Genomic DNA, 18,348 nt, shown 5'->3' with positions numbered 1-18,348 from the left:
CTCCAAGATCTGGCATCGCTCTTGCTATGTTTAAATGGATTTTTATTTTAAATGTACATTTAAGGGTGAGCATGAACGCCGAAACTATTCGCCAGCAATTTCAGCAAGGTCAAATTGATGCCTGTGACATCGCAGCTCTTTTTGCCCAGCAGCAGCTCACACCGCTGGCCTTTGCCGAATGTTGCATTGCCGCTGCTCAGCGATCGCAGGGCATTTTCATCTCGCTAACACCTGAACGTGCTTTCCAAGAGGCTGCGGCTGCAACTGTTCGCTGGCAGCAAGGGGCACCGCTAAGTGCTTTGGATGGTATTCCCGTCGCATGGAAAGATCTGTTCGATATCGCTAACACTCGCACCACTGCCGGTTCTGCCACGCGCAAACAAGCAATACCCGCCGCATCTGATGCTGCACTGGTCACACGTCTGAGCCAGGCAGGATTGGTTAACATTGGCAAAACCAATCTGAGTGAATTCGCCTTTTCCGGATTAGGCATCAATCCTGCGTTTGGCACCCCGTTAATTATCGCTCGTGACGGTAGCGAACATGTGCCCGGCGGTTCATCAAGCGGCTCTGCGCGTGCAGTTTCGGAGGGGTTGGCCTGCTTTGCGCTGGGCACCGATACGGCAGGCTCAGTACGCATACCTGCCGCGTTCAGCGGCATCATTGGTTATCGCGCCAGTCGAAAACGCTATGAAGATGGCGGCGTGTTTCCGTTGGCTACCTCGCTCGACACGCTTGGCCCATTGTGTCGCAGCGTACGGGATGTCCGTGCGTTAGATGAAATTCTGTGCGGTGGTGTCGAGGTTGAGGATGTCACACCTTATTTTATCGCCGACACATCACTGTTTGATCAGGCTTCCTACGCCGTGCGCGATCAGAGTTATCGCGCGCTCGAACGGCTGGAGGCCAAGGGTTATCGCGTTGAACGCCGACCGCTTCTTACCTTCCATGCCGCCTTGTCATGGATTGCAGAACACGGATGGCCGGGCGCCGTGGAAGCCTTCCAGCTTCATGCCGCGCTGCTGTCATCGCCCGATGCTGAAAAAATGGATCCTTTTATCCGAATCCGTTTAGCGGCTTCAGGTCAACTCAGCACCACCGTGCTTGACGATTTTCTCCAGCAGCGCGCTGAGTGGCAAAAAGCCATGACTGATGAGTTAGCAGGAGCCGTGCTGATCACGCCAACGGTGGCGCACACGGCTCCGCTTTTCCCGCCGCTGCATGATGCAGCAGCATTCGCCAACACCAATAGCGCTACGTTGCGCTTAACCATGCCGGGCAGTTTGTTGGATATGCCCGGCGTCGCCCTACCCAGTGGCCAGACGGATGATGGGTTGTTCACCAGCCTGCTGTTTTCGTTACCGGCGGGTGAGGATGACCGCTTACTCATGGCTGCCCTTCATGCCGCCGACACTGACTTTTTTCAACATACCCTAAAGGAAATGATTAATGGCTAAAGAAATTCTTTGCGCATTTGGCGTAGACGTGGATGCCGTTGCCGGCTGGTTAGGTTCTTACGGTGGTGAGGATTCACCTGATGACATCTCTCGCGGCTTGTTTGCCGGGGAAGTGGGTGCGCCACGCCTGCTGAAAATGTTTGCTGAACAGAATCTGCGGACCACCTGGTTTATTCCCGGTCATTCGATTGAGACCTTCCCGGAACAGATGAAAGCGGTGGTCGATGCTGGGCATGAAATTGGCATTCACGGCTACAGCCATGAAAATCCGATTGCTATGACACCCGCACAAGAAGAAGCGGTCCTGGATCGCAGCATAGAGTTAGTGACCAAGCTGGCAGGCAAACGCCCGACCGGTTACGTCGCCCCGTGGTGGGAATTTAGCAACGTGACTAATGAATTGCTGCTGAAGAAAGGCATTAAGTATGACCACAGCCTGATGCATAACGATTTCCATCCCTACTACGTTCGCGTCGGCGATAGCTGGACAAAAATTGATTACAGCCAGCACCCGGATGCCTGGATGAAGCCGCTGCAACGCGGAGCAGAAACCGATCTGGTCGAGATTCCAGCTAACTGGTATCTCGACGATCTGCCACCGATGATGTTCATCAAAAAATCACCTAACAGCCATGGCTTTGTGAACCCCCGCCATCTGGAAGAAATGTGGCGTGATCAATTCGATTGGGTCTACCGCGAGAATGACTATGCGGTGTTCACCATGACCATTCATCCCGATGTCTCCGGCCGCCCGCAGGTCCTGTTAATGCTGGAACGTCTGATTCAATACATCCGCAGCCATGAAGGGGTCCGTTTTGTCACCTTCGACGAAATTGCAGATGACTTCAAAACGCGCCAACCGCGCTCGGCATAACGCCTTTTAACCCCTGACAGAGTGATAGCGCTATGAGCATCTTTAAGAAAATCTCCGTAAATGGCTGGCAGCCTCAGCAGTTGACCATCAGGGATGTGAAATTTGCCACCTGGATTGCTTTTTTTGCCTGGGTTTTTGCAGTTTATGATTTCATTCTCTTCGGCACGCTGTTGCCGGAAATCGGTGGGCATTTTGGCTGGAGCGAAGTTGAACAGGCGGAAATCGCCACGTGGGTCGCCGTCGGTGGCGCAGTCATCGCGCTGGCCATTGGTCCCTTGGTTGATCGCCTCGGCCGTCGTATGGGGATCGTTGTCACCGTCGGCGGTGCGGCGCTTTGCTCACTGCTGACCGCCATCGGTGGGGCCTGGGGTAAAGGTGCTTTAACCGCCATTCGCTCTGTCGCGGGCTTGGGCTATGCCGAACAAACCGTTAACGCGACCTATTTATCAGAGTTGTATACCGCCATTGATGACCCAAAACTCAACAAACGCAAAGGGTTCGTCTACAGCCTTGTTCAGGGTGGCTGGCCGGTGGGTGCGTTAGTGGCTTCAGCCTTAACGGCCATTTTGATGCCGATTATCGGCTGGCAAGGCAGTTTTATCTTTGCAGCACTGCCTTCACTGGTGATCGCAGTAATGGCACTGAAGCTGAAGGAGACGCCGCAATTCCAGGTGCAGAAAAAAATTCAGCAACTTCGTGCTGAAGGTAATGATAAGGATGCGCGACAAGTCGCTTCGGACTATCAGGTATCTTATGAAGAACAGCACCGTAGTGGACTGGCTGCGGCCTTCCGTGGTCCATCACTGCGTGCCACGCTGGTTCTGGGTGGCGCAGTCCTGATTAACTGGTTTGCAATTCAAATCTTTAGTGTGCTGGGCACCACCGTTATCACGAAAACGCACGACGTCTCATTCAACAACTCCTTACTGATTCTGATTCTCTCTAACCTCGTCGGTTACTGTGGTTATCTGGCACATGGCTGGCTGGGTGACCGCTTCGGACGTCGCAATACCATAGCCGTGGGTTGGATGCTGGGCGGTGTCGCCTTCGCCGGAATGCTGTACTGCCCGGATAACTTCGCCACTATCGTCGCACTCTACAGCATCGGGTTGTTCTTCCTGATTGGTCCCTACGCGGCTGCGCTGTTCTTTATCAGTGAAAGTTTCCCAACGGCCATCCGTGCTACCGCGGGGGCGCTGATTGGTGCGATGGGTCCAGTCGGCGCCATTATCGCTGGCGTAGGCACCACTAGCGTACTGAGCAGTGGTGGGCATTGGCAGGATGCTGCACTGTGGTTTGGGGCCGTGCCGTGCTTCATTTCCGGCATCATTATGCTGTTTGCGCGTGCGGGAGCACATCACAGCACGACCGTAAACAGTGCTGCCACCACACAGCCACAGGCCTAAGGAATCGTCATGCAAAGTTCAACTTCTCAACCGGTTGCCGCAATAAGCGGTGCAGCGAGCGGTATCGGCCTGGCGCTGGCAACGTTGTATGCGCAGCGCGGCGTACGCGTCATTGCTGGCTACTATCCGGCCGATCCACACGACCCCGCCATCGCCGCCGCACAGGTAGAAGCAGCGGGTGGTGATGCCCTGTGGCTACCACTGGATGTTGCCTCAACGCCTTCCGTCGATGACTTCATTAGCAAGGGGGTAGAACACTTTGGTCGCCTTGATTATGTCGTGGCCAACGCGGGCATTTTGCGACGCGCCCCCATCGAAGAGATGAGCGATGCGCGCTGGGATGACATGTTAAATGTGGATTTAACCGGTGTGATGCGGTGCTTCCGTGCAGCGGCACCTCATCTTGCAGCGGGAGCCAGTTTGGTTGCCGTTTCTTCCATCGCAGGCGGCGTGTACGGCTGGCAGGATCACACCCACTATGCAGCGGCCAAAGCAGCAGTGCCAGGCATCTGTCGATCGCTGGCAGTTGAACTTGCGCCAAAGGGTGTGCGTTGCAATGCCATCATCCCGGGCCTGATTGAAACACCACAATCGCTGGACAAACAGAACTCGCTTGGCCCTGAGGGGTTAGCAAAAGCGGCCAAAGCCATTCCGCTGGCCCGCGTGGGACGTCCAGATGAAATAGCCAAAGTCATTGCGTTTCTGACCAGCGAAGAGAGTAGCTATCTCACTGGGCAAAGCCTGATTGTTGATGGCGGTCTTACCGTGCGCTGGCCAGATTGAGGAGTGAATATGCAATTGCAGGATAAACGTTGTGTTGTCACCGGTGCAGCCAGCGGGATTGGTGTCGCCATTGCACAGTGCTTCGCTCAGGAAGGGGCAAAGCTGGTGCTGGCCGATCGCGACAGTGAAAAACTGGCCGCCATGGTGACTCAATGCCAACAACTCGGTGCGGAGTGCCATGGTGTTGTTGCCGATGTTGGCGAAGTCAGTGGTGCCACCGCCGCCGTGGATGCCTGTCTGGCGCGCTTTGACGGCATCGATGTGCTGGTCAATAACGCGGGGATGTTAACGCAGGCACGCTGCACCGACATCACGCTGGAAATGTGGGAAGAGATGATGGCAGTCGATCTGCGTAGCGTGTTTCTTGCCACGCAACGGGCGTTGCCAGCCATGCTGGCCCAACGTTGGGGGCGCGTCATTAATGTCGCCTCTCAGTTGGGGATTAAAGGGGGTGCAGAGCTGTGCCACTACGCAGCGGCGAAAGCGGGAGTGATTGGCTTTACAAAATCATTGGCACTGGAGGTGTCGTCGCAAAATGTATTGGTCAATGCCATCGCTCCTGGTCCGATTGAAACGCCGTTGATTGACGGAATAAACACTGCATGGAAGAAGGCGAAAGCCGCTGAACTCCCCTTAGGGCGTTTTGGCTTGGCCGAAGAAGTGGCGCCCGTGGCGCTGCTGTTAGCCAGTGAGCCTGGCGGCAATTTGTTTGTTGGCCAAACGCTTGGCCCCAATTCCGGCGATGTGATGCCGTAACGGAGTGAACCATGTGTGGAGTCTGCGGCCTGCTGGATAACGGGCCGCAGTGGAGCGATCCACTGCGAAAGGATATCCCTCCGCGCCAGCTGCGCCTGCAGCAGTTGGCACTGTTAAATAGGGCCCTTAAACCCTGGCGACTGACATTGAGTGAATTTCATAACAGTTGGCTGCTCGCGAGCCCAACCGGACAGCAAACGTTGGTGAGCTCACTGGATGTGTTATGGAAAGAGGCGGAGAAGATGATTCGCCGCCCAATCGATCCGCTCGACGATAACTGGCTAGCCGCGCTAGCCCAGGAATAGCCATGCATTACGAAGAAAAACTGCCATTGCATGTGCTCAGCGGCTTTCTCGGCAGTGGTAAAACGACGCTGCTGAAAAGCTGGCTTGCACAGCAGAATCTGAATGACATCGCATTGCTGGTGAATGAATTCGGTGAGGTTGGTATCGACCACCACCTGCTCAATGAAGTAGCACCTGACACCGTTCTGTTACCCAGCGGTTGTATCTGCTGCCAGATACGCGGCGAACTCAAAACCGCCCTGCTCGACCTCTATGAACGTCGGGCGCGAGGCTTACTGCCTCCGTTCACACAGGTGATTCTGGAAACCACTGGCTTAGCTGACCCGTCCCCTATTCTCTCGACCCTGCTCCACGATCGCCAACTGCAACACCATTTCACACAAGGCACTCTGGTCACTCTGGTGGATGCAGAACATGCGCGCCAGCAAGCAGACGAACAACCTGAATGGATTGCACAAGTGAGTGCTGCGGATAAACTGCTGCTCAGCAAATGCGATCGCGTGAGCGAACTTGAGAAGTGCGCCCTGCAGCAGTGGTTGCATAACATCAATCCTATGGCGGAGCTCACGGATACTCAGCATATACTCGACACACCACACCCTCTGTTTCAGTCAGAGGTCGAGCATGGCTCCCGCGATCAGCGTTTTCGCTGGTTGGGTGCCTGCGCGGATGACCATTTCGCCTTGAAACCGACCGCCCATTCCCTCTCACATCCACCAACGCAAACCTGCGTGATAACGCTGGAACAGTCGTTAAACTGGCCCGCATTTGCCATCTGGTTATCCATGCTATTACATTGCCATGGCAGCACGGTATTACGTATGAAGGGCATTTTGCGCATCAGTGATAGCCGTTCGCCCATCGTGATACAGGGTGTTCAACACACATTACATCCACCCATTCATTTGCAGGATTGGCCTGGCGAGCTGGAAAGCTCTAAGCTGGTGTTTATTTTACGCGGTCTGGAAGCTGACCGTTTGCAACAGGCGTTTAGCCGCTATATGCAGGCGTTACAGGAGCCTTAAAGGATGAATTCTGCGGCGATCGTAAATGATCAACTGACGCTGCGCGTGCTCGGCACTTCCGTCACGTTGCTGGAACTGCTGCGCGTGCGCGCGGAGCAGGATTTGGGGATTAAAATTGAGTATCTACTGCATAGCGTGGAGGATGCACAGCGTATTGCCGTGATGCATCCCGAGAGCTATGACCTGTATGACCAGTGGTTTCATAATATTGATTTCGTTTGGCCAGCACGCGCCATTCAGCCACTGGAAATCAAAAAGCTCAAGTATTGGGATGAAGTGAATACCCTGGCAAAACAGGGCACCTTGAGCCCAGATGGTGTGCTTGCCGATGGCAGTGTCCCTTCTCAACGATTGTACGTACAGCGTGATCTGTCACTTAGCCGCCAACCTAGTGACCGCATCAGTATGTTGCCGCTCACCCATAACGTTGACAGCTTCGCTTACCACGTAGACCGACTTCCCACCGCACTGCGTGGTCAGGAAGAGAGTTGGGGTTGGTTATTCCATGAAGCACTGACCGGGCAGGTTGCCTTGCAGGAAGATGCGGCAATGGGGGGATTGGACGCCGCACTTGCGATGCAAGGCGCGGGGCTGGCTCGCTTTACCAATGCGGGCAATTTAACCCTTGAAGAGATCGATGTGCTGACGCATGCGCTGTCGCGTCTAAACCGCCAAGGCCATTTTGCTGCTTTCTGGGCTACGCAGGAACAGGCAGGAGGGTTGATCGACAATCGCCAGGTCGAAGTGCAGAGCCTGTGGGCACCGATTTACTTCCGCCATCATTTCCACCAGCGCGGATATAAAATGGCGCACCCGCGAGAAGGCTATCGAGCGTGGTATGGCGGCATGTCCCTTTCTCGCTGCGCGACCGGTAAAATTAAAGATGCAGCCTATGACTATCTCAATTGGTGGCAATCGGGCTGGCCGGGAGCCGTGATGGCGCGACAAGGCTATTACATCTCTAATCAGGAACGCAGCCGAAGTCACCTTTCAGCCGCAGAGTGGGATTTTTGGTATGGCGGCAAACCCGCCGCCGAAGTATTGTTTGATGCTCATGGCGCGCCGCTGATTCCTGCTGGTGAAGTGCGGGACGGCGGCAGTTATGAACAGCGTATGAGTCATATTGCTGTCTGGAACTCGGTGATGGATGAACATAACTACCTCACGCGTCGCTGGCAGGATGCGCTACTGCGCAAGTAAACCCCTTTAGCGCTGCCAGTGGCAGCGCAAACATTTACTTCACACTCACTAACCCTTTATCCGTATCCACTTCACGCGGTGCCGAAGGATTGATATCGCAATTGCGTGGCAGTAACAAGGTAATGATGCCGGCAATAACCAGTGAACCTGCGAGCCAACAAATCGCCACACTCTGCCCATACAACATTGTCATGATGCCAACTAAGTAGGGACCGCAGAAGCCCCCCAAGTTACCCAGTCCATTGATCACCCCGCGCGCACTCCCTGCCACCTCAGGTGCGGCAATACGTCCCGGAATCGACCAGAAAGGGCTGGTGGCCGCTTTCAGGAAGAAACCACAGACCACCAGCGCAATGTAACTTGCCACGATATTGCTATGCAGCACGACCGAAGCCAGCAGCGCGGCGGCAAAGCAGAACAGGGAAACCATCACCCACAAACGGCGTTTACCCGTGCGATCGCTGAGCCAGGAGATGGCATAGATCCCTAAAATGGTCGCCACAAACGGAATCGCCGCCAGTAACCCCACGCCCGCCATATTACTGCCAGTGAGGTTTTTCAAAATGCTGGGCAACCACAGGGTATAGCCGTAATCACCGGTTTGATAGAAGAAGTTAAGTGCCACTAACTTCATCAGTCCCGAGTTAGCAAACACTGCTTTCAGCGGTGCTTTCGTGATCGGCGCCGCGCTGCGATGGGCCGCACGTTCACGCGCCAACTCTTGCAACAAATACGCCTTTTCACGCGCTGGAAGCCAACGCGCCTCTTCAGGGCGGTCGGCAATGACCAGCCACCACACCAACAGAACCACCGCCGAGAGCAAGCCTTCAATAATAAACAGCCAACGCCAGTCAAGAGCATTGATGATGTAGCCGGAAATCGGCGCAGTAAACATGCCACCCAGTGGGGCAAACATCATGACAAATGCATTGGCGCGTCCCAGCTCTTTCTCCGGGAACCAGTTGCTGACCATGGTTAACACCACCGGCAGCATACCGCCTTCAGAGATACCCAGGACAAAACGCAGCGCCAGCAGTTGATAGTGATTGGTGACAAAACCAGTGGCAATGGAGACCACCATCCACGCCACCAGCGACCACGCGATAAAGCGTTTGCCACTGCCATTCACCGCGATGCGGCCGCCTGGCACCTGTAAAAACAGATAACCGATAAAGAAGATGCCACTGACCATACCGGCCATCTGGCTAGTGATTGCCAGGTCCTGATCCATGCCGCCAGGCAGCGCAAAGCTGATGTTCACGCGATCCATAAACGAGATAATGCAGGTGATTAAAATCGGGGCAATAACGCGATACCAACGTGTTCCGGGGATTTTCTCGTGCATAACACCCTCTCTCTTTGCGCAACCATGCGTAAGTTCAATGGCTTCTATTAAAGAGAGTTTGGCAATAATTATTGCGATCCTAATCACTGGGATGAATGTTAAGAAACTGTGTTACTTACGGCGTGATCTTAAGGGCACAATTAGCGGGAAGAGTGGCGTTTAAACGGAGCGGTTAAATTTCGTGAGGAAAGAATTGATTAATAATGGTGGATAAAACAGCGGATGTAACTTGAACCTGTAACATGCCAGGCAGTCAGGGTCGCCATCCATGACGACCCTTTGAAGATTTAATGCGGTTTATAAGGTGCACATTAATGCACACCTGGTATCAACCTACACGCGTTTACGACGTATCACACGCCACAGGGCAATACCCGCCAGTAACACAATGATTGCGCCAATGATGCCCGGCAGCATCAGCGGTTGCAGACGAGCCAATAGCGGGGGATGACCGCCTTTTCTTACCCACGCCACATCCCCCGCGGTAACCGTCACCTCACTATTACCGTAATGCGCCAGAACAAAGTTGCTGATATCCGCGACCTGCTGATCATTCAGTTTGTCGACATAGGACGGTGAACTGAAGCCCGGCATCAAGACCTGGTGGTCAGCGGTATCACGCTGAACGCCAAACAAGATAGCGGCAATCAGGTTATTCGGATTACGCAGTCCCGTTGCCGTGTTGTGGAACAACGAAGGATAGGCCTGATTACTACTGCCCGCGCCATCCGGCTGATGACAGCTGGCGCAATTGCCGCTAAATAACGCGGCACCGTTATTCAGTGAATGGTTGGCGTTGTTGGGATTACGCCCACGGATGCTATTTTCCACATCATAGGGCGCGCCATAACTAAACGCCGGGAGGGTATCCCCTTGATCGCGAATCGGTGCGGTGCCTTTCAGATAAGTGGCAATCGCTTGCAAATCGCTGTCTGGCAGGTATTGCAGGCTGTGCTCAACGGCTTCGGCCATCCCGCCTGCGGCTTGGTTTTTGCCCGGAGCTCGACCGGTTTTCAAATACTGCACCAATTCTTCGTCGCTCCAGCCGCCAATACCACTGATCGCATCCGAGGTGATATTTGGCGCATACCAGCTACCGAGCGGTCCGCCCGCCAATGGCCGTTCCTGCTGCTCCTGCATCATAAAACCACGTGGTGTATGGCAGGTATTGCAGTGTGCCAGGCCATTGACCAGATAGTTACCGCGATTCCATTCGGCGCTTTTACTGCCGTCGTTCTGCCACATTTTGTCGTTGGCAAACATCATGTTCCAGAAGCGCATGCTAAAGCGCAGATTGAACGGGAATGGCAGATCCGTCTGCGGGTTAGGCTGCGGCTGTGCTTTTACCCCATGCATCATGTAGTAATAGAGTGCGTGCAGGTCGGCATCGGTCATCATACTGTACGAGGTGTATGGCATCGCGGGATAGAGTTGCGCCCCGTCGGCGCGCACGCCGTGACGTACCGCCTCTGAGAACTGCGCTTCGCTGTAATTGCCGATGCCGCTGCTGTCCGGGGTGATGTTGGTGGCGTAAATGGTGCCCATCGGTGACGCAATACCATAGCCGCCACTGAAGGCGTTTTTACTGCCCGGTGCGGTATGGCACGCCTGACAGTCAGCAGCGATCGCCACCTGCTCTCCCTGATGCAGCAGGTTTGTATCTAACGTTTCAGCCTGGGCGCCAAAGGCAATCAGCGTTGCTAGCAGGATCGTTCTCATGCGAACTCCTTCATGCGCAAGCTGATATCATGTGCTGCTTTCAGGCCCAGCGCCGCCATGGTCAAGGTGCTGTTCACTACGCTGGCAGAAGGGATCGCGCCACCGCCCGGCAACCACAGATTTTCGTGATCAAAAGCACGGCAGTTACCGTCCACCACCGCATCTTTGCCGCTTTTCCCCATGATCACGCCACCCATGATGTGGTTGTTGGCGTTGAGGCCTTTACTGATGGCAAACTCTTTGCCATTGAACAACTTGCCTATCTTTTCCAACTGCTCGTGCGACACTTCCGCACCCTTGCGCACGTAATCGCCGACATCGTAATAGATGTCTGGGCACGCCAAACCGTGGGGATCTTTACGGGTTTTGCTCAGGGTTAAACGGTTTTCCGGATCCGGCAGTGGCTCAAGACTGATAGAGATATCCACACTGTGGACCGAACGGTAGCGGATCTCTTCATCCAGCGCTTTACCCACCAGCCCCTTCTTCAACGCCTGCTGCGTTGCGGCCACGACACGAGAAATATTATTCAAAATCATTTTGTTGGCTGAATAATCACGGCGGAACTCTCCATCGCGATAGCCGACCATGCAACTGCTCTGTGCCGGTCCACGCCCCAACCACACCGGCTCTTCGGTGAGGAATGAGCAGTGGAAACCGGAGTGGTCCATCATGTTGCGTCCGACCATATCGGAGCCATTGGCGATGCCATTCGGGTTGGCATCGTTAGCCGCTAACAGCAACAGACGTGGGGTTTCAATACCGTTGCAGGCCAGTGCAAAGGCTTTGCCGCTGGCTTTATGCGAGGCACCGGCAGCATCTTTCCAGTGCACAGCGGTGATGCGGTTATTGCTATCGGTATCGATTTTGTAGACCACGGCCTCAGCCAGCACCACTGCGCCGTTGCGTTCTGCACGTTCAATGTGGTGAATGCCGTTGTACATTGCACCAATCGGGCAGATGGGTTGGCAATTGTTGTTGCCACAGCAGGTTGGACGCCCTTCCCACGGGCGGGTGCTGCGGCCCTGCGGAATCGGCACCAGATTGTAACCGTGTGGATTCACCACACTCGCGAAGTAGTTATCACCATGGGCAAAAGGCACCATATCCATCGGATAGGGCTGACTGCGCTCGGTAGGCGACTGCATGCTGGCGTCATTAGGGCCTGCCACGCCAATCTCGTGTTCCGCACGACAGTACCACGGCTCAAGTTCGTCATAGCTGATGGGCCAGTCGCGTCCCACGCCATATTTAGATTGCATCACGAAATCACTGGGGTGATGACGCCAGCACGATGCCGCCCAGTGCCAAGTCGTGCCGCCGACCGTGCGCAAATAGCCTTGCTGGAAACTGGACGCGTTGGGTCCCGTCACATTGACGTAGTTATTAGGCGGGAAGTAGAGCGGAGCGGGCGCAAATTTGGACTGCGGGTACAGCCCCTGAAAATCCGATCCGGCGCGATTGGCGAACGGCATATTGCGCCAGTTTTCGACCGCTTGCGCACGGTCAATACGTAAACCTGCTTCCAGTACCAGCACCGAGTAGCCTTGGCTGACAAGCTCATTCGCCATCAATCCACCGACCACACCTGAGCCCACAATCACAATATCTGCGGAGGCATCACCCTGCGCAGTAAAAGTTGGTTTTTTCATGATTTTCGTCGTTTTAGTTTTCAGGAAATTAAAGCTGTTCGATATGACCGTCATGCTCATCCGGCACGGGTGCTGTCCACCAGATCGGCCCGTTACCGCAGTAAGTAGGCACCACCAAACCGTCGCTGACCGTCTGATACATCAACGCCTGTTTGTAGGCCACCAGCGTGCCGTGATAGTCATCCCCTACCGTGCCGGTGTACCAGGCAGTGACAATTTGGTAGAGGAAGTCGTGCAGGCCCGCGCGGCTGGCTTTTGCCAAAAAATTTTGCGCACTGATTTGTGCCGTCACTAGCGCAGCGAGTTGTGCCAGACGTGGCACAAATTGCACGTCGCGCTGCGCCAAAACCTCGTAAAAACGCGCCGCTAAAGCCACATCCAGATGTTTATGTTCAGTGATCGCCTGAGAAACGGCGACGAACTGTTTCACCGCGTCACTGGCATGGATCACGCTGGCAGCCAGCGCACGCCCCGGCAGGGCTGCGACCACGCCAGTGACGGTCAATCCCAAAGTCGCAAGTAAGAACTCCCTGCGAGTGGAACCGGTTCCATTTTTGATTACAGAAACGGTTTCGGGTGCAAAATGTCGTTTCATGGGGGGTTACCTGATGCTGAGAAAAGAAGAGAAAGCCGAACGGCGCTATCCTAACGACTAAGTTGCAAAACTGTTATCAGGATTTGAACGAAATCCCATTAAACAGTGTGGAAATAGCTCTAAATGATAATTTAGGTCAAAAATTGTTGAGTCTGAGATAGTTTCGAAGAGGATTGGGATTATGTCTGGTGCTGAGCGGTGTGATGATGCAGGTTTAATTTAAAATCGAGTCCTCACAACCATTTGAGAACGGTGTATTTGGCAGGGTGAGTACCCTGCATACCCACCCCTAGGAGATAATTGAGGATTGCTGCCATTCCCAAGGATTAACAAGCTTCACGCCCAATCCCTCGAAATCTTTGATATTCCGTGTAACCACTGTCATATCATGGCGAAAGGCGGTGGCCGCAATCATGGCATCATTTGCAGAGCGTTGATCAGGCACATGAAGATTTGCGCAATGAATCGCGGTTTCAGCATCAAAAGGCAGTACACGACCTGAAAATTCTCGCAGTACCATTGATGTAAACCATTCACGTAGCAGGTCGCCCTGGCGCTTATCCTTGCGTAAAATTTGCAGGATACCCGTTTCAATTTCCAAAATCGTTATGGCGGAAATGAACATATCCCCCGCATCCACGGTGTCAGTCCAGTCAGAAACGTTGGCATCGATTTTAGGCGTCCTTGCCTTACGCATTTCGGAAATAACATTGGTATCAAGTAAATATCTCATGAAAAATCCACGTCCCTGAAATCGATGTTCACTCGCTGGGGATCAAAGTCTATATCGGCGACACCAGCCATAGACAATGCATCCTGGATATTGCGCCGCGTACCCGTGAGCTTTTTGTACTCTTGAAAGGTCATCAAGACATGTGCAGGTTCTCCACGGTCGGTAATGTACACCGGCCCGTTCTCAGCCAGTTTTTTTGCAGCTGAAACTTGCTGATTAAATGAACGGCTTGAAATTGTTGAGATACCCATAGCAGCCTCCATAAATTGTAGGAACGTATCTACATTGTACGCTAGCTGCGCACAATTTCAACAACCGAGAAGAAGTAGGCGTGACCGGATTTGCTCAAGACTTTGCGGGATGATATTCAGGAAAAATACGAATAGCGGTGATATATCAGCAGCGGCGTTTTGACGTCACTCACCGAACGCGCGCTGAGCGGTTGGTTAAAAATCGTCAAACACTGTTCGATTTCCCTTCGCATATCGTGCCCCAGCACCATATCCATCACGCCGCGTTCCAGCAGCACACGGCTTGACTCACTCAATTCATGACCGGTAAAGATCACCTGATCCTCAACACCACACTCTTCCAGCGCTTTGGCTACGCCCTCGTTGCCGCCGGCGGTGTTATAAATTCCTGCCAGGGGTTTGCCTTCATCAAGCCATTTTTTCACGCTATGCCAAGCTGTCTCTGCCTCGTCGTTAATATTGACGCGATCTCGGATCGTCAGCCACGGAAAGGACTCACGCAACACCCGGCGGAATCCGACTTCGCGCTCTTCTTGCGTGCGGTAGGTAGAACTACAAATTAGTAAAATGTTGCCCGGTTGCTGCTGCGGTAACATACGCCCCATAAACCAACCCGCAGTGGCACCCGATGCGATTTGGTCAACGCCAACATAGGCCGTGCGGCGTGAATTGGGGAGATCGCTGGTGAGACAAATCACCTGCACACCATCGTCAATCGCCGCCTTCACCGCGCGATTGATCTTCACATCATCACGGCACACCAAAATCAGGCCACTCGCTTCACTGGCTCGGCGTGCAATCAATTGGCTGAAACGGTCGGCGTTAAACTGAGCACTGGGCAGGGTATCAATGCTGATGTGCAGCGGTGGGTGTGCAGCCATCACCGCTCGCGCCTGACGTTCTAAATGCCCGAGAAAGCTGGTGCCGGATTCGCACAAAATCGCTATACGCTGTAAACCTGTGCTGCGGTTTTCACCCTCGCCATGCAACCCTAGTCGCGTCATGGCCGTTTCCACTTTTTTACGTGTCACCTCGCGGACGCCTTCACGCCCATTAAGTACGCGATCCACCGTCGCCGGACTGACCCCGGCTTCCTGGGCAATATCTTTTATGGAGGGTGATTTCCAGTTGTGTAGCGTCATAACCTTTCCTGATGTCTTCCACCTCGTTACGGTCACAGTATCTCGATAAGTCCATAAAAATCAAATTGATATAAAGCATTGTATTGCAATGAAAAGCTTATTTTTGAGGTAAAGTACTTCAAATATTCATGTGATCGACCTCATCTTTTAAACATCCTTTTTAGGCTTTGTTTTGACTTAAAACCGTGCAAAATCGATTAATAGCGCCATCACCTGTCGCCCTCAAAGGATATTAAAATGCTCAATGTTGCTCTCTTAGGTGCTGGACGTATTGGACAGATTCACGCCGGGAATATCGCTGCACATCCACAATGTCGTCTGGCCTACGTGATGGATGTCTACGCACCTGCCGCCAACGCGCTGGCTGAGAAATACGGTGCTAAAGTGGCAGATCTCGACACCATTCTGGCGGACAGCGCGATTGACCTGGTCGCCATTTGCAGTGCCACCAATACTCACGCAGATTTGATCGAAGCCGCAGCCCGCGCCAAAAAAGCCATTTTCTGTGAGAAACCAGTGGATTTAAGCCTGGAACGCGTACAGAAGTGTCTGGCCACAGTTCGCGATGCTGGTGTTCCGCTGATGATTGGTTTTAATCGTCGTTTCGACCCAAGCATGGCTCATTTGCAGGCGTGTCTGCGTGATGGCGAAATTGGCGAAACCGAGTTAGTGACCATCAGCTCTCGCGACCCGGGCGCTCCACCACCTGAGTACGTGAAGGTCTCCGGTGGCCTGTTCCGGGATATGACCATCCATGACTTTGATATGGCGCGCTGGCTGCTGAATGAGGAGCCAATTTCAGTGTTCGCCAGTGCCGCAGCGCTGGTCGATCCGCAGATTAAAGCACTGGGCGATGTTGATACCGCCGTGGTTACGCTGACTTGTGCTAGCGGCAAGATGGCGGTCATCACCAACAGCCGTCGCGCCAGTTACGGCTACGACCAACGTATTGAAGTTCACGGCAGCGAGGGGATGTTGCAGGTGACAAACCAGCTGGAATCACAGTTGGTGAAATCAGTGGCGAATGGCGTAGTCGCACAGAAGCCGCAGCATTTCTTCCTGCAGCGTTATGCCGATGCTTATCGCAACGAGTTGGCGACCTTCATTGAGGCCCTGACAAAAGGTGAAGACCATTACCCAAGCGGTAACGATGGATTGCAGGCGTTGTTGCTGGCAGATGCCGCGCTAGCGTCGTTGCAGAGCGGTAAACCGGTGGCACCGCAGTCGTTGTTGTAATTCTGTGCGACTAGCAGGCGCCCCAAAGGCGTGCTTGCCATAACAGCCACAAACATGTCGAGGCGTCCCGTGGGACGCCTTGTCACTGCTTAACGCTGTGGATGGTTCACTTCCAGCGGACGCAGATCGAACAGCAGTACTTCGGCGTTATCACCGTTAGTGAATTGCAGCGCGGTTTCATTACGCACGCGTGCACCGTCACCTTCTTTGAACTTCACACCGTTGACTTCAATGCTGCCACGCGCCACATGAATGTAAGCGTAACGGTCAGCACCTAGTTCAAAAGTCTGCTGCTCAGCACCGTCAAAGAACCCAGCATAAATACGGATATCCTGACGCACGCTCAAGCTGCCATTCTCGCCTTCTGGTGAGATGATCAAACGCAGCTGACCGCGTTTTTCACTTTCAGCGACTGAAATCTGCTGATAACCCGGCTGGGTATTGCGCTCACCGGGCACAATCCAAATCTGCAGGAAATGCACGTTATCGCTTTTCGAGTGGTTGAACTCGCTGTGCGTCACACCGCTACCCGCACTCATTAACTGCACATCACCTGGGACAATCACAGAACCTGTGCCCATCGAATCTTTATGCTCTAGCGCCCCTTCCAGCACGTAGGAGATGATCTCCATGTTGTTGTGCGGATGTGCACCAAAACCACGACCCGCCGCGACACGGTCATCGTTGATCACCAGCAGATCGGAGAAACCCGTCTGTTTTGGATCCCAGTAGTTAGCAAATGAAAACGTGTGGTGCGAGTTAAGCCAACCGTGGTCACCCACTCCGCGTTGTTCTGCCAGGCGTTGTTCAATCATGGTTTGTTCCTCTAATGTGCGAGGTCAGGCATTTGCCCTTCCGAATGAGGATAAGTATACGTAAACTGATTTGCCCAACAATGCGCTAGCCTGACAATGACTGTCACCAATAAGTGGACAATATGCAGATAGAAGATCTTCGTATTTATATCGCCGTGATCAAAGCCGGCAATTTTACCGCTGCTGCCGAGCAGTTAATGCTTTCAAAGCAGTACGTGAGTCGTCGAATTGCGGCGCTGGAAGAGTCACTCGGGGCGCGCTTGCTGAACCGTAATACGCGTAAGTTATCGGTGACAGATAACGGCCAGATTTTTGCCCAACATGCGCAGCGTATTCTGGATGATGTGCAGGAAGCCGAACAGGCTGTATCCGGGCGGCGTCAGGTACTGCAGGGCAGCTTTCGACTTAGCGTGCCAATGTCATTTGGTATCAGCCATTTGTCACCGTTCATCGCCGAATTTCTCAGCCAGCATCCCGGTTTGCAATTCCAGGTTGAACTGGCCGATCGCTATGTCGATATGGTTGGCGAGGGTTTCGATATGGCGATCCGCATTGGCACCTTGCCCGACTCCAGCCTGATAGCCAAACGTCTCGGGGTATTTCGCCGCGTGATTTGTGGTAGTCCGTCTTACATTCAGGGCGCGGGCGCACCACGCGAGCCGGAAGACCTGCTGCAACACGCTTGCCTGCGTTACGGACGCGAAAGCCAGACCGGCTGGGAGTTATTTAATGGCGATCAGCGCAAAGTGATGGCGGTTCAAGGCCCAATGGTGAGCAATAATGGCGAGATGTTGCGTGATGCGGCGGTCGCCGGTTTGGGATTGATTCTGCTGCCGGAATTTATCGTCGCACCCGCATTAGCCAGCGGCGAGTTAATGACCGTGCTCGACGAATGGCGACCTGCGTCGCTTAACCTCAATGCGCTCTATCCGCAACATCGGCAGCGCAGCGAAGTGAATCGGGTGTTTATAGCGTTTTTGCAGGAGAAGCTGGCGAAGGACTGAAACCAGGTCGCCATTAATGGCGACCCTACAGAGGTAAGGTACTCAGCACC

18 protein-coding genes are annotated in these 18,348 nt (G+C 53.7%); 10 read left to right on the top strand and 8 right to left on the bottom strand.

Features of this window, described 5'->3' with window-relative positions; all coding sequences use genetic code 11:
* The first annotated feature begins 71 nt into the window (after positions 1 to 71).
* The 8 genes from F3J38_RS01785 to F3J38_RS01750 are packed head-to-tail and all read left to right on the top strand — an operon-like array spanning position 72 to position 7,806.
* Positions 72 to 1,457 carry an amidase family protein gene (locus F3J38_RS01785; RefSeq protein WP_167134551.1) on the top strand — a complete coding sequence of 462 codons (1,386 nt, stop codon included), beginning with the start codon at positions 72 to 74 and terminating at the stop codon, positions 1,455 to 1,457.
* Positions 1,450 to 2,331 (top strand): polysaccharide deacetylase family protein, encoded by an 882-nt coding sequence (locus tag F3J38_RS01780; protein ID WP_167134549.1) that lies wholly within the window; start codon positions 1,450 to 1,452, stop codon positions 2,329 to 2,331. The genes F3J38_RS01785 and F3J38_RS01780 overlap by 8 nt, the downstream gene beginning before the upstream one ends.
* Positions 2,332 to 2,363: 32 nt before the next feature.
* Complete coding sequence (locus F3J38_RS01775; protein ID WP_167134547.1) at positions 2,364 to 3,737, top strand: MFS transporter; 1,374 nt, start codon at positions 2,364 to 2,366, stop codon at positions 3,735 to 3,737.
* Between the two features lie 9 nt (positions 3,738 to 3,746).
* Positions 3,747 to 4,520 carry an SDR family NAD(P)-dependent oxidoreductase gene (locus F3J38_RS01770; protein ID WP_167134546.1) on the top strand — a complete coding sequence of 258 codons (774 nt, stop codon included), beginning with the start codon at positions 3,747 to 3,749 and terminating at the stop codon, positions 4,518 to 4,520.
* Positions 4,521 to 4,529: 9 nt separating this feature from the next.
* Entirely contained in the window at positions 4,530 to 5,276 is a 747-nt protein-coding gene (locus tag F3J38_RS01765) for an SDR family NAD(P)-dependent oxidoreductase (protein ID WP_167134544.1), read from the top strand.
* A gap of 11 nt (positions 5,277 to 5,287) precedes the next feature.
* A complete protein-coding gene (locus F3J38_RS01760; RefSeq protein ID WP_084931825.1) occupies positions 5,288 to 5,581 on the top strand; it encodes a hypothetical protein in 294 nt (97 codons plus the stop codon).
* 2 nt (positions 5,582 to 5,583) lie between these two features.
* Positions 5,584 to 6,606, top strand: coding sequence for a CobW family GTP-binding protein (locus F3J38_RS01755; protein WP_167134542.1), 1,023 nt, complete (start codon positions 5,584 to 5,586; stop codon positions 6,604 to 6,606).
* Between the two features lie 3 nt (positions 6,607 to 6,609).
* On the top strand, positions 6,610 to 7,806 hold the full coding sequence (locus tag F3J38_RS01750; RefSeq protein WP_167134540.1) for an ABC transporter substrate-binding protein: 1,197 nt from the start codon (positions 6,610 to 6,612) through the stop codon (positions 7,804 to 7,806).
* 34 nt (positions 7,807 to 7,840) lie between these two features.
* On the opposite strand, the gene F3J38_RS01745 is transcribed toward F3J38_RS01750, so the two are convergent.
* The 7 genes from F3J38_RS01745 to F3J38_RS01715 all read right to left on the bottom strand — a co-directional run bounded on the left by F3J38_RS01745 (position 7,841) and on the right by F3J38_RS01715 (position 15,243).
* Positions 7,841 to 9,151 (bottom strand): MFS transporter, encoded by a 1,311-nt coding sequence (locus tag F3J38_RS01745; RefSeq protein ID WP_167134538.1) that lies wholly within the window; start codon positions 9,149 to 9,151, stop codon positions 7,841 to 7,843.
* Positions 9,152 to 9,484: 333 nt separating this feature from the next.
* A complete protein-coding gene (locus F3J38_RS01740) occupies positions 9,485 to 10,870 on the bottom strand; it encodes a c-type cytochrome (protein WP_167134537.1) in 1,386 nt (461 codons plus the stop codon).
* On the bottom strand, positions 10,867 to 12,522 hold the full coding sequence (locus tag F3J38_RS01735) for a GMC family oxidoreductase (protein ID WP_167134535.1): 1,656 nt from the start codon (positions 12,520 to 12,522) through the stop codon (positions 10,867 to 10,869). The genes F3J38_RS01740 and F3J38_RS01735 overlap by 4 nt, the downstream gene beginning before the upstream one ends.
* Positions 12,523 to 12,550: 28 nt before the next feature.
* Positions 12,551 to 13,117: a sugar dehydrogenase complex small subunit gene (locus F3J38_RS01730; protein ID WP_167134533.1), complete on the bottom strand. Its 567-nt coding sequence runs from the start codon at positions 13,115 to 13,117 to the stop codon at positions 12,551 to 12,553.
* Positions 13,118 to 13,406: 289 nt separating this feature from the next.
* Positions 13,407 to 13,850: a type II toxin-antitoxin system VapC family toxin gene (locus F3J38_RS01725; RefSeq protein ID WP_167134531.1), complete on the bottom strand. Its 444-nt coding sequence runs from the start codon at positions 13,848 to 13,850 to the stop codon at positions 13,407 to 13,409.
* Entirely contained in the window at positions 13,847 to 14,101 is a 255-nt protein-coding gene (locus tag F3J38_RS01720; RefSeq protein ID WP_167134529.1) for a type II toxin-antitoxin system Phd/YefM family antitoxin, read from the bottom strand. Before F3J38_RS01720 ends, F3J38_RS01725 begins: the two co-directional genes overlap by 4 nt.
* A gap of 116 nt (positions 14,102 to 14,217) precedes the next feature.
* On the bottom strand, positions 14,218 to 15,243 hold the full coding sequence (locus tag F3J38_RS01715) for a LacI family DNA-binding transcriptional regulator (protein WP_167134527.1): 1,026 nt from the start codon (positions 15,241 to 15,243) through the stop codon (positions 14,218 to 14,220).
* A 237-nt stretch (positions 15,244 to 15,480) separates the two neighbouring features.
* Between F3J38_RS01715 and iolG the strand changes: the two genes are divergently transcribed.
* Positions 15,481 to 16,479 carry an inositol 2-dehydrogenase gene (gene iolG, locus F3J38_RS01710; protein WP_167134525.1) on the top strand — a complete coding sequence of 333 codons (999 nt, stop codon included), beginning with the start codon at positions 15,481 to 15,483 and terminating at the stop codon, positions 16,477 to 16,479.
* 89 nt (positions 16,480 to 16,568) lie between these two features.
* On the opposite strand, the gene F3J38_RS01705 is transcribed toward iolG, so the two are convergent.
* On the bottom strand, positions 16,569 to 17,294 hold the full coding sequence (locus F3J38_RS01705) for a pirin family protein (protein WP_167134524.1): 726 nt from the start codon (positions 17,292 to 17,294) through the stop codon (positions 16,569 to 16,571).
* A gap of 122 nt (positions 17,295 to 17,416) precedes the next feature.
* Between F3J38_RS01705 and F3J38_RS01700 the strand changes: the two genes are divergently transcribed.
* Positions 17,417 to 18,298: a LysR family transcriptional regulator gene (locus F3J38_RS01700; RefSeq protein ID WP_167134522.1), complete on the top strand. Its 882-nt coding sequence runs from the start codon at positions 17,417 to 17,419 to the stop codon at positions 18,296 to 18,298.
* The last annotated feature ends 50 nt before the right edge of the window (positions 18,299 to 18,348 follow it).

It is taken from the genome of Candidatus Pantoea formicae (assembly GCF_011752625.1).
GTDB classification, from domain to species: Bacteria; Pseudomonadota; Gammaproteobacteria; order Enterobacterales; family Enterobacteriaceae; genus Pantoea; species Pantoea formicae.
The sequence above is the reverse complement of the archived record's forward strand: the minus strand, read 5'-3'. Positions and strand labels throughout refer to the sequence as shown.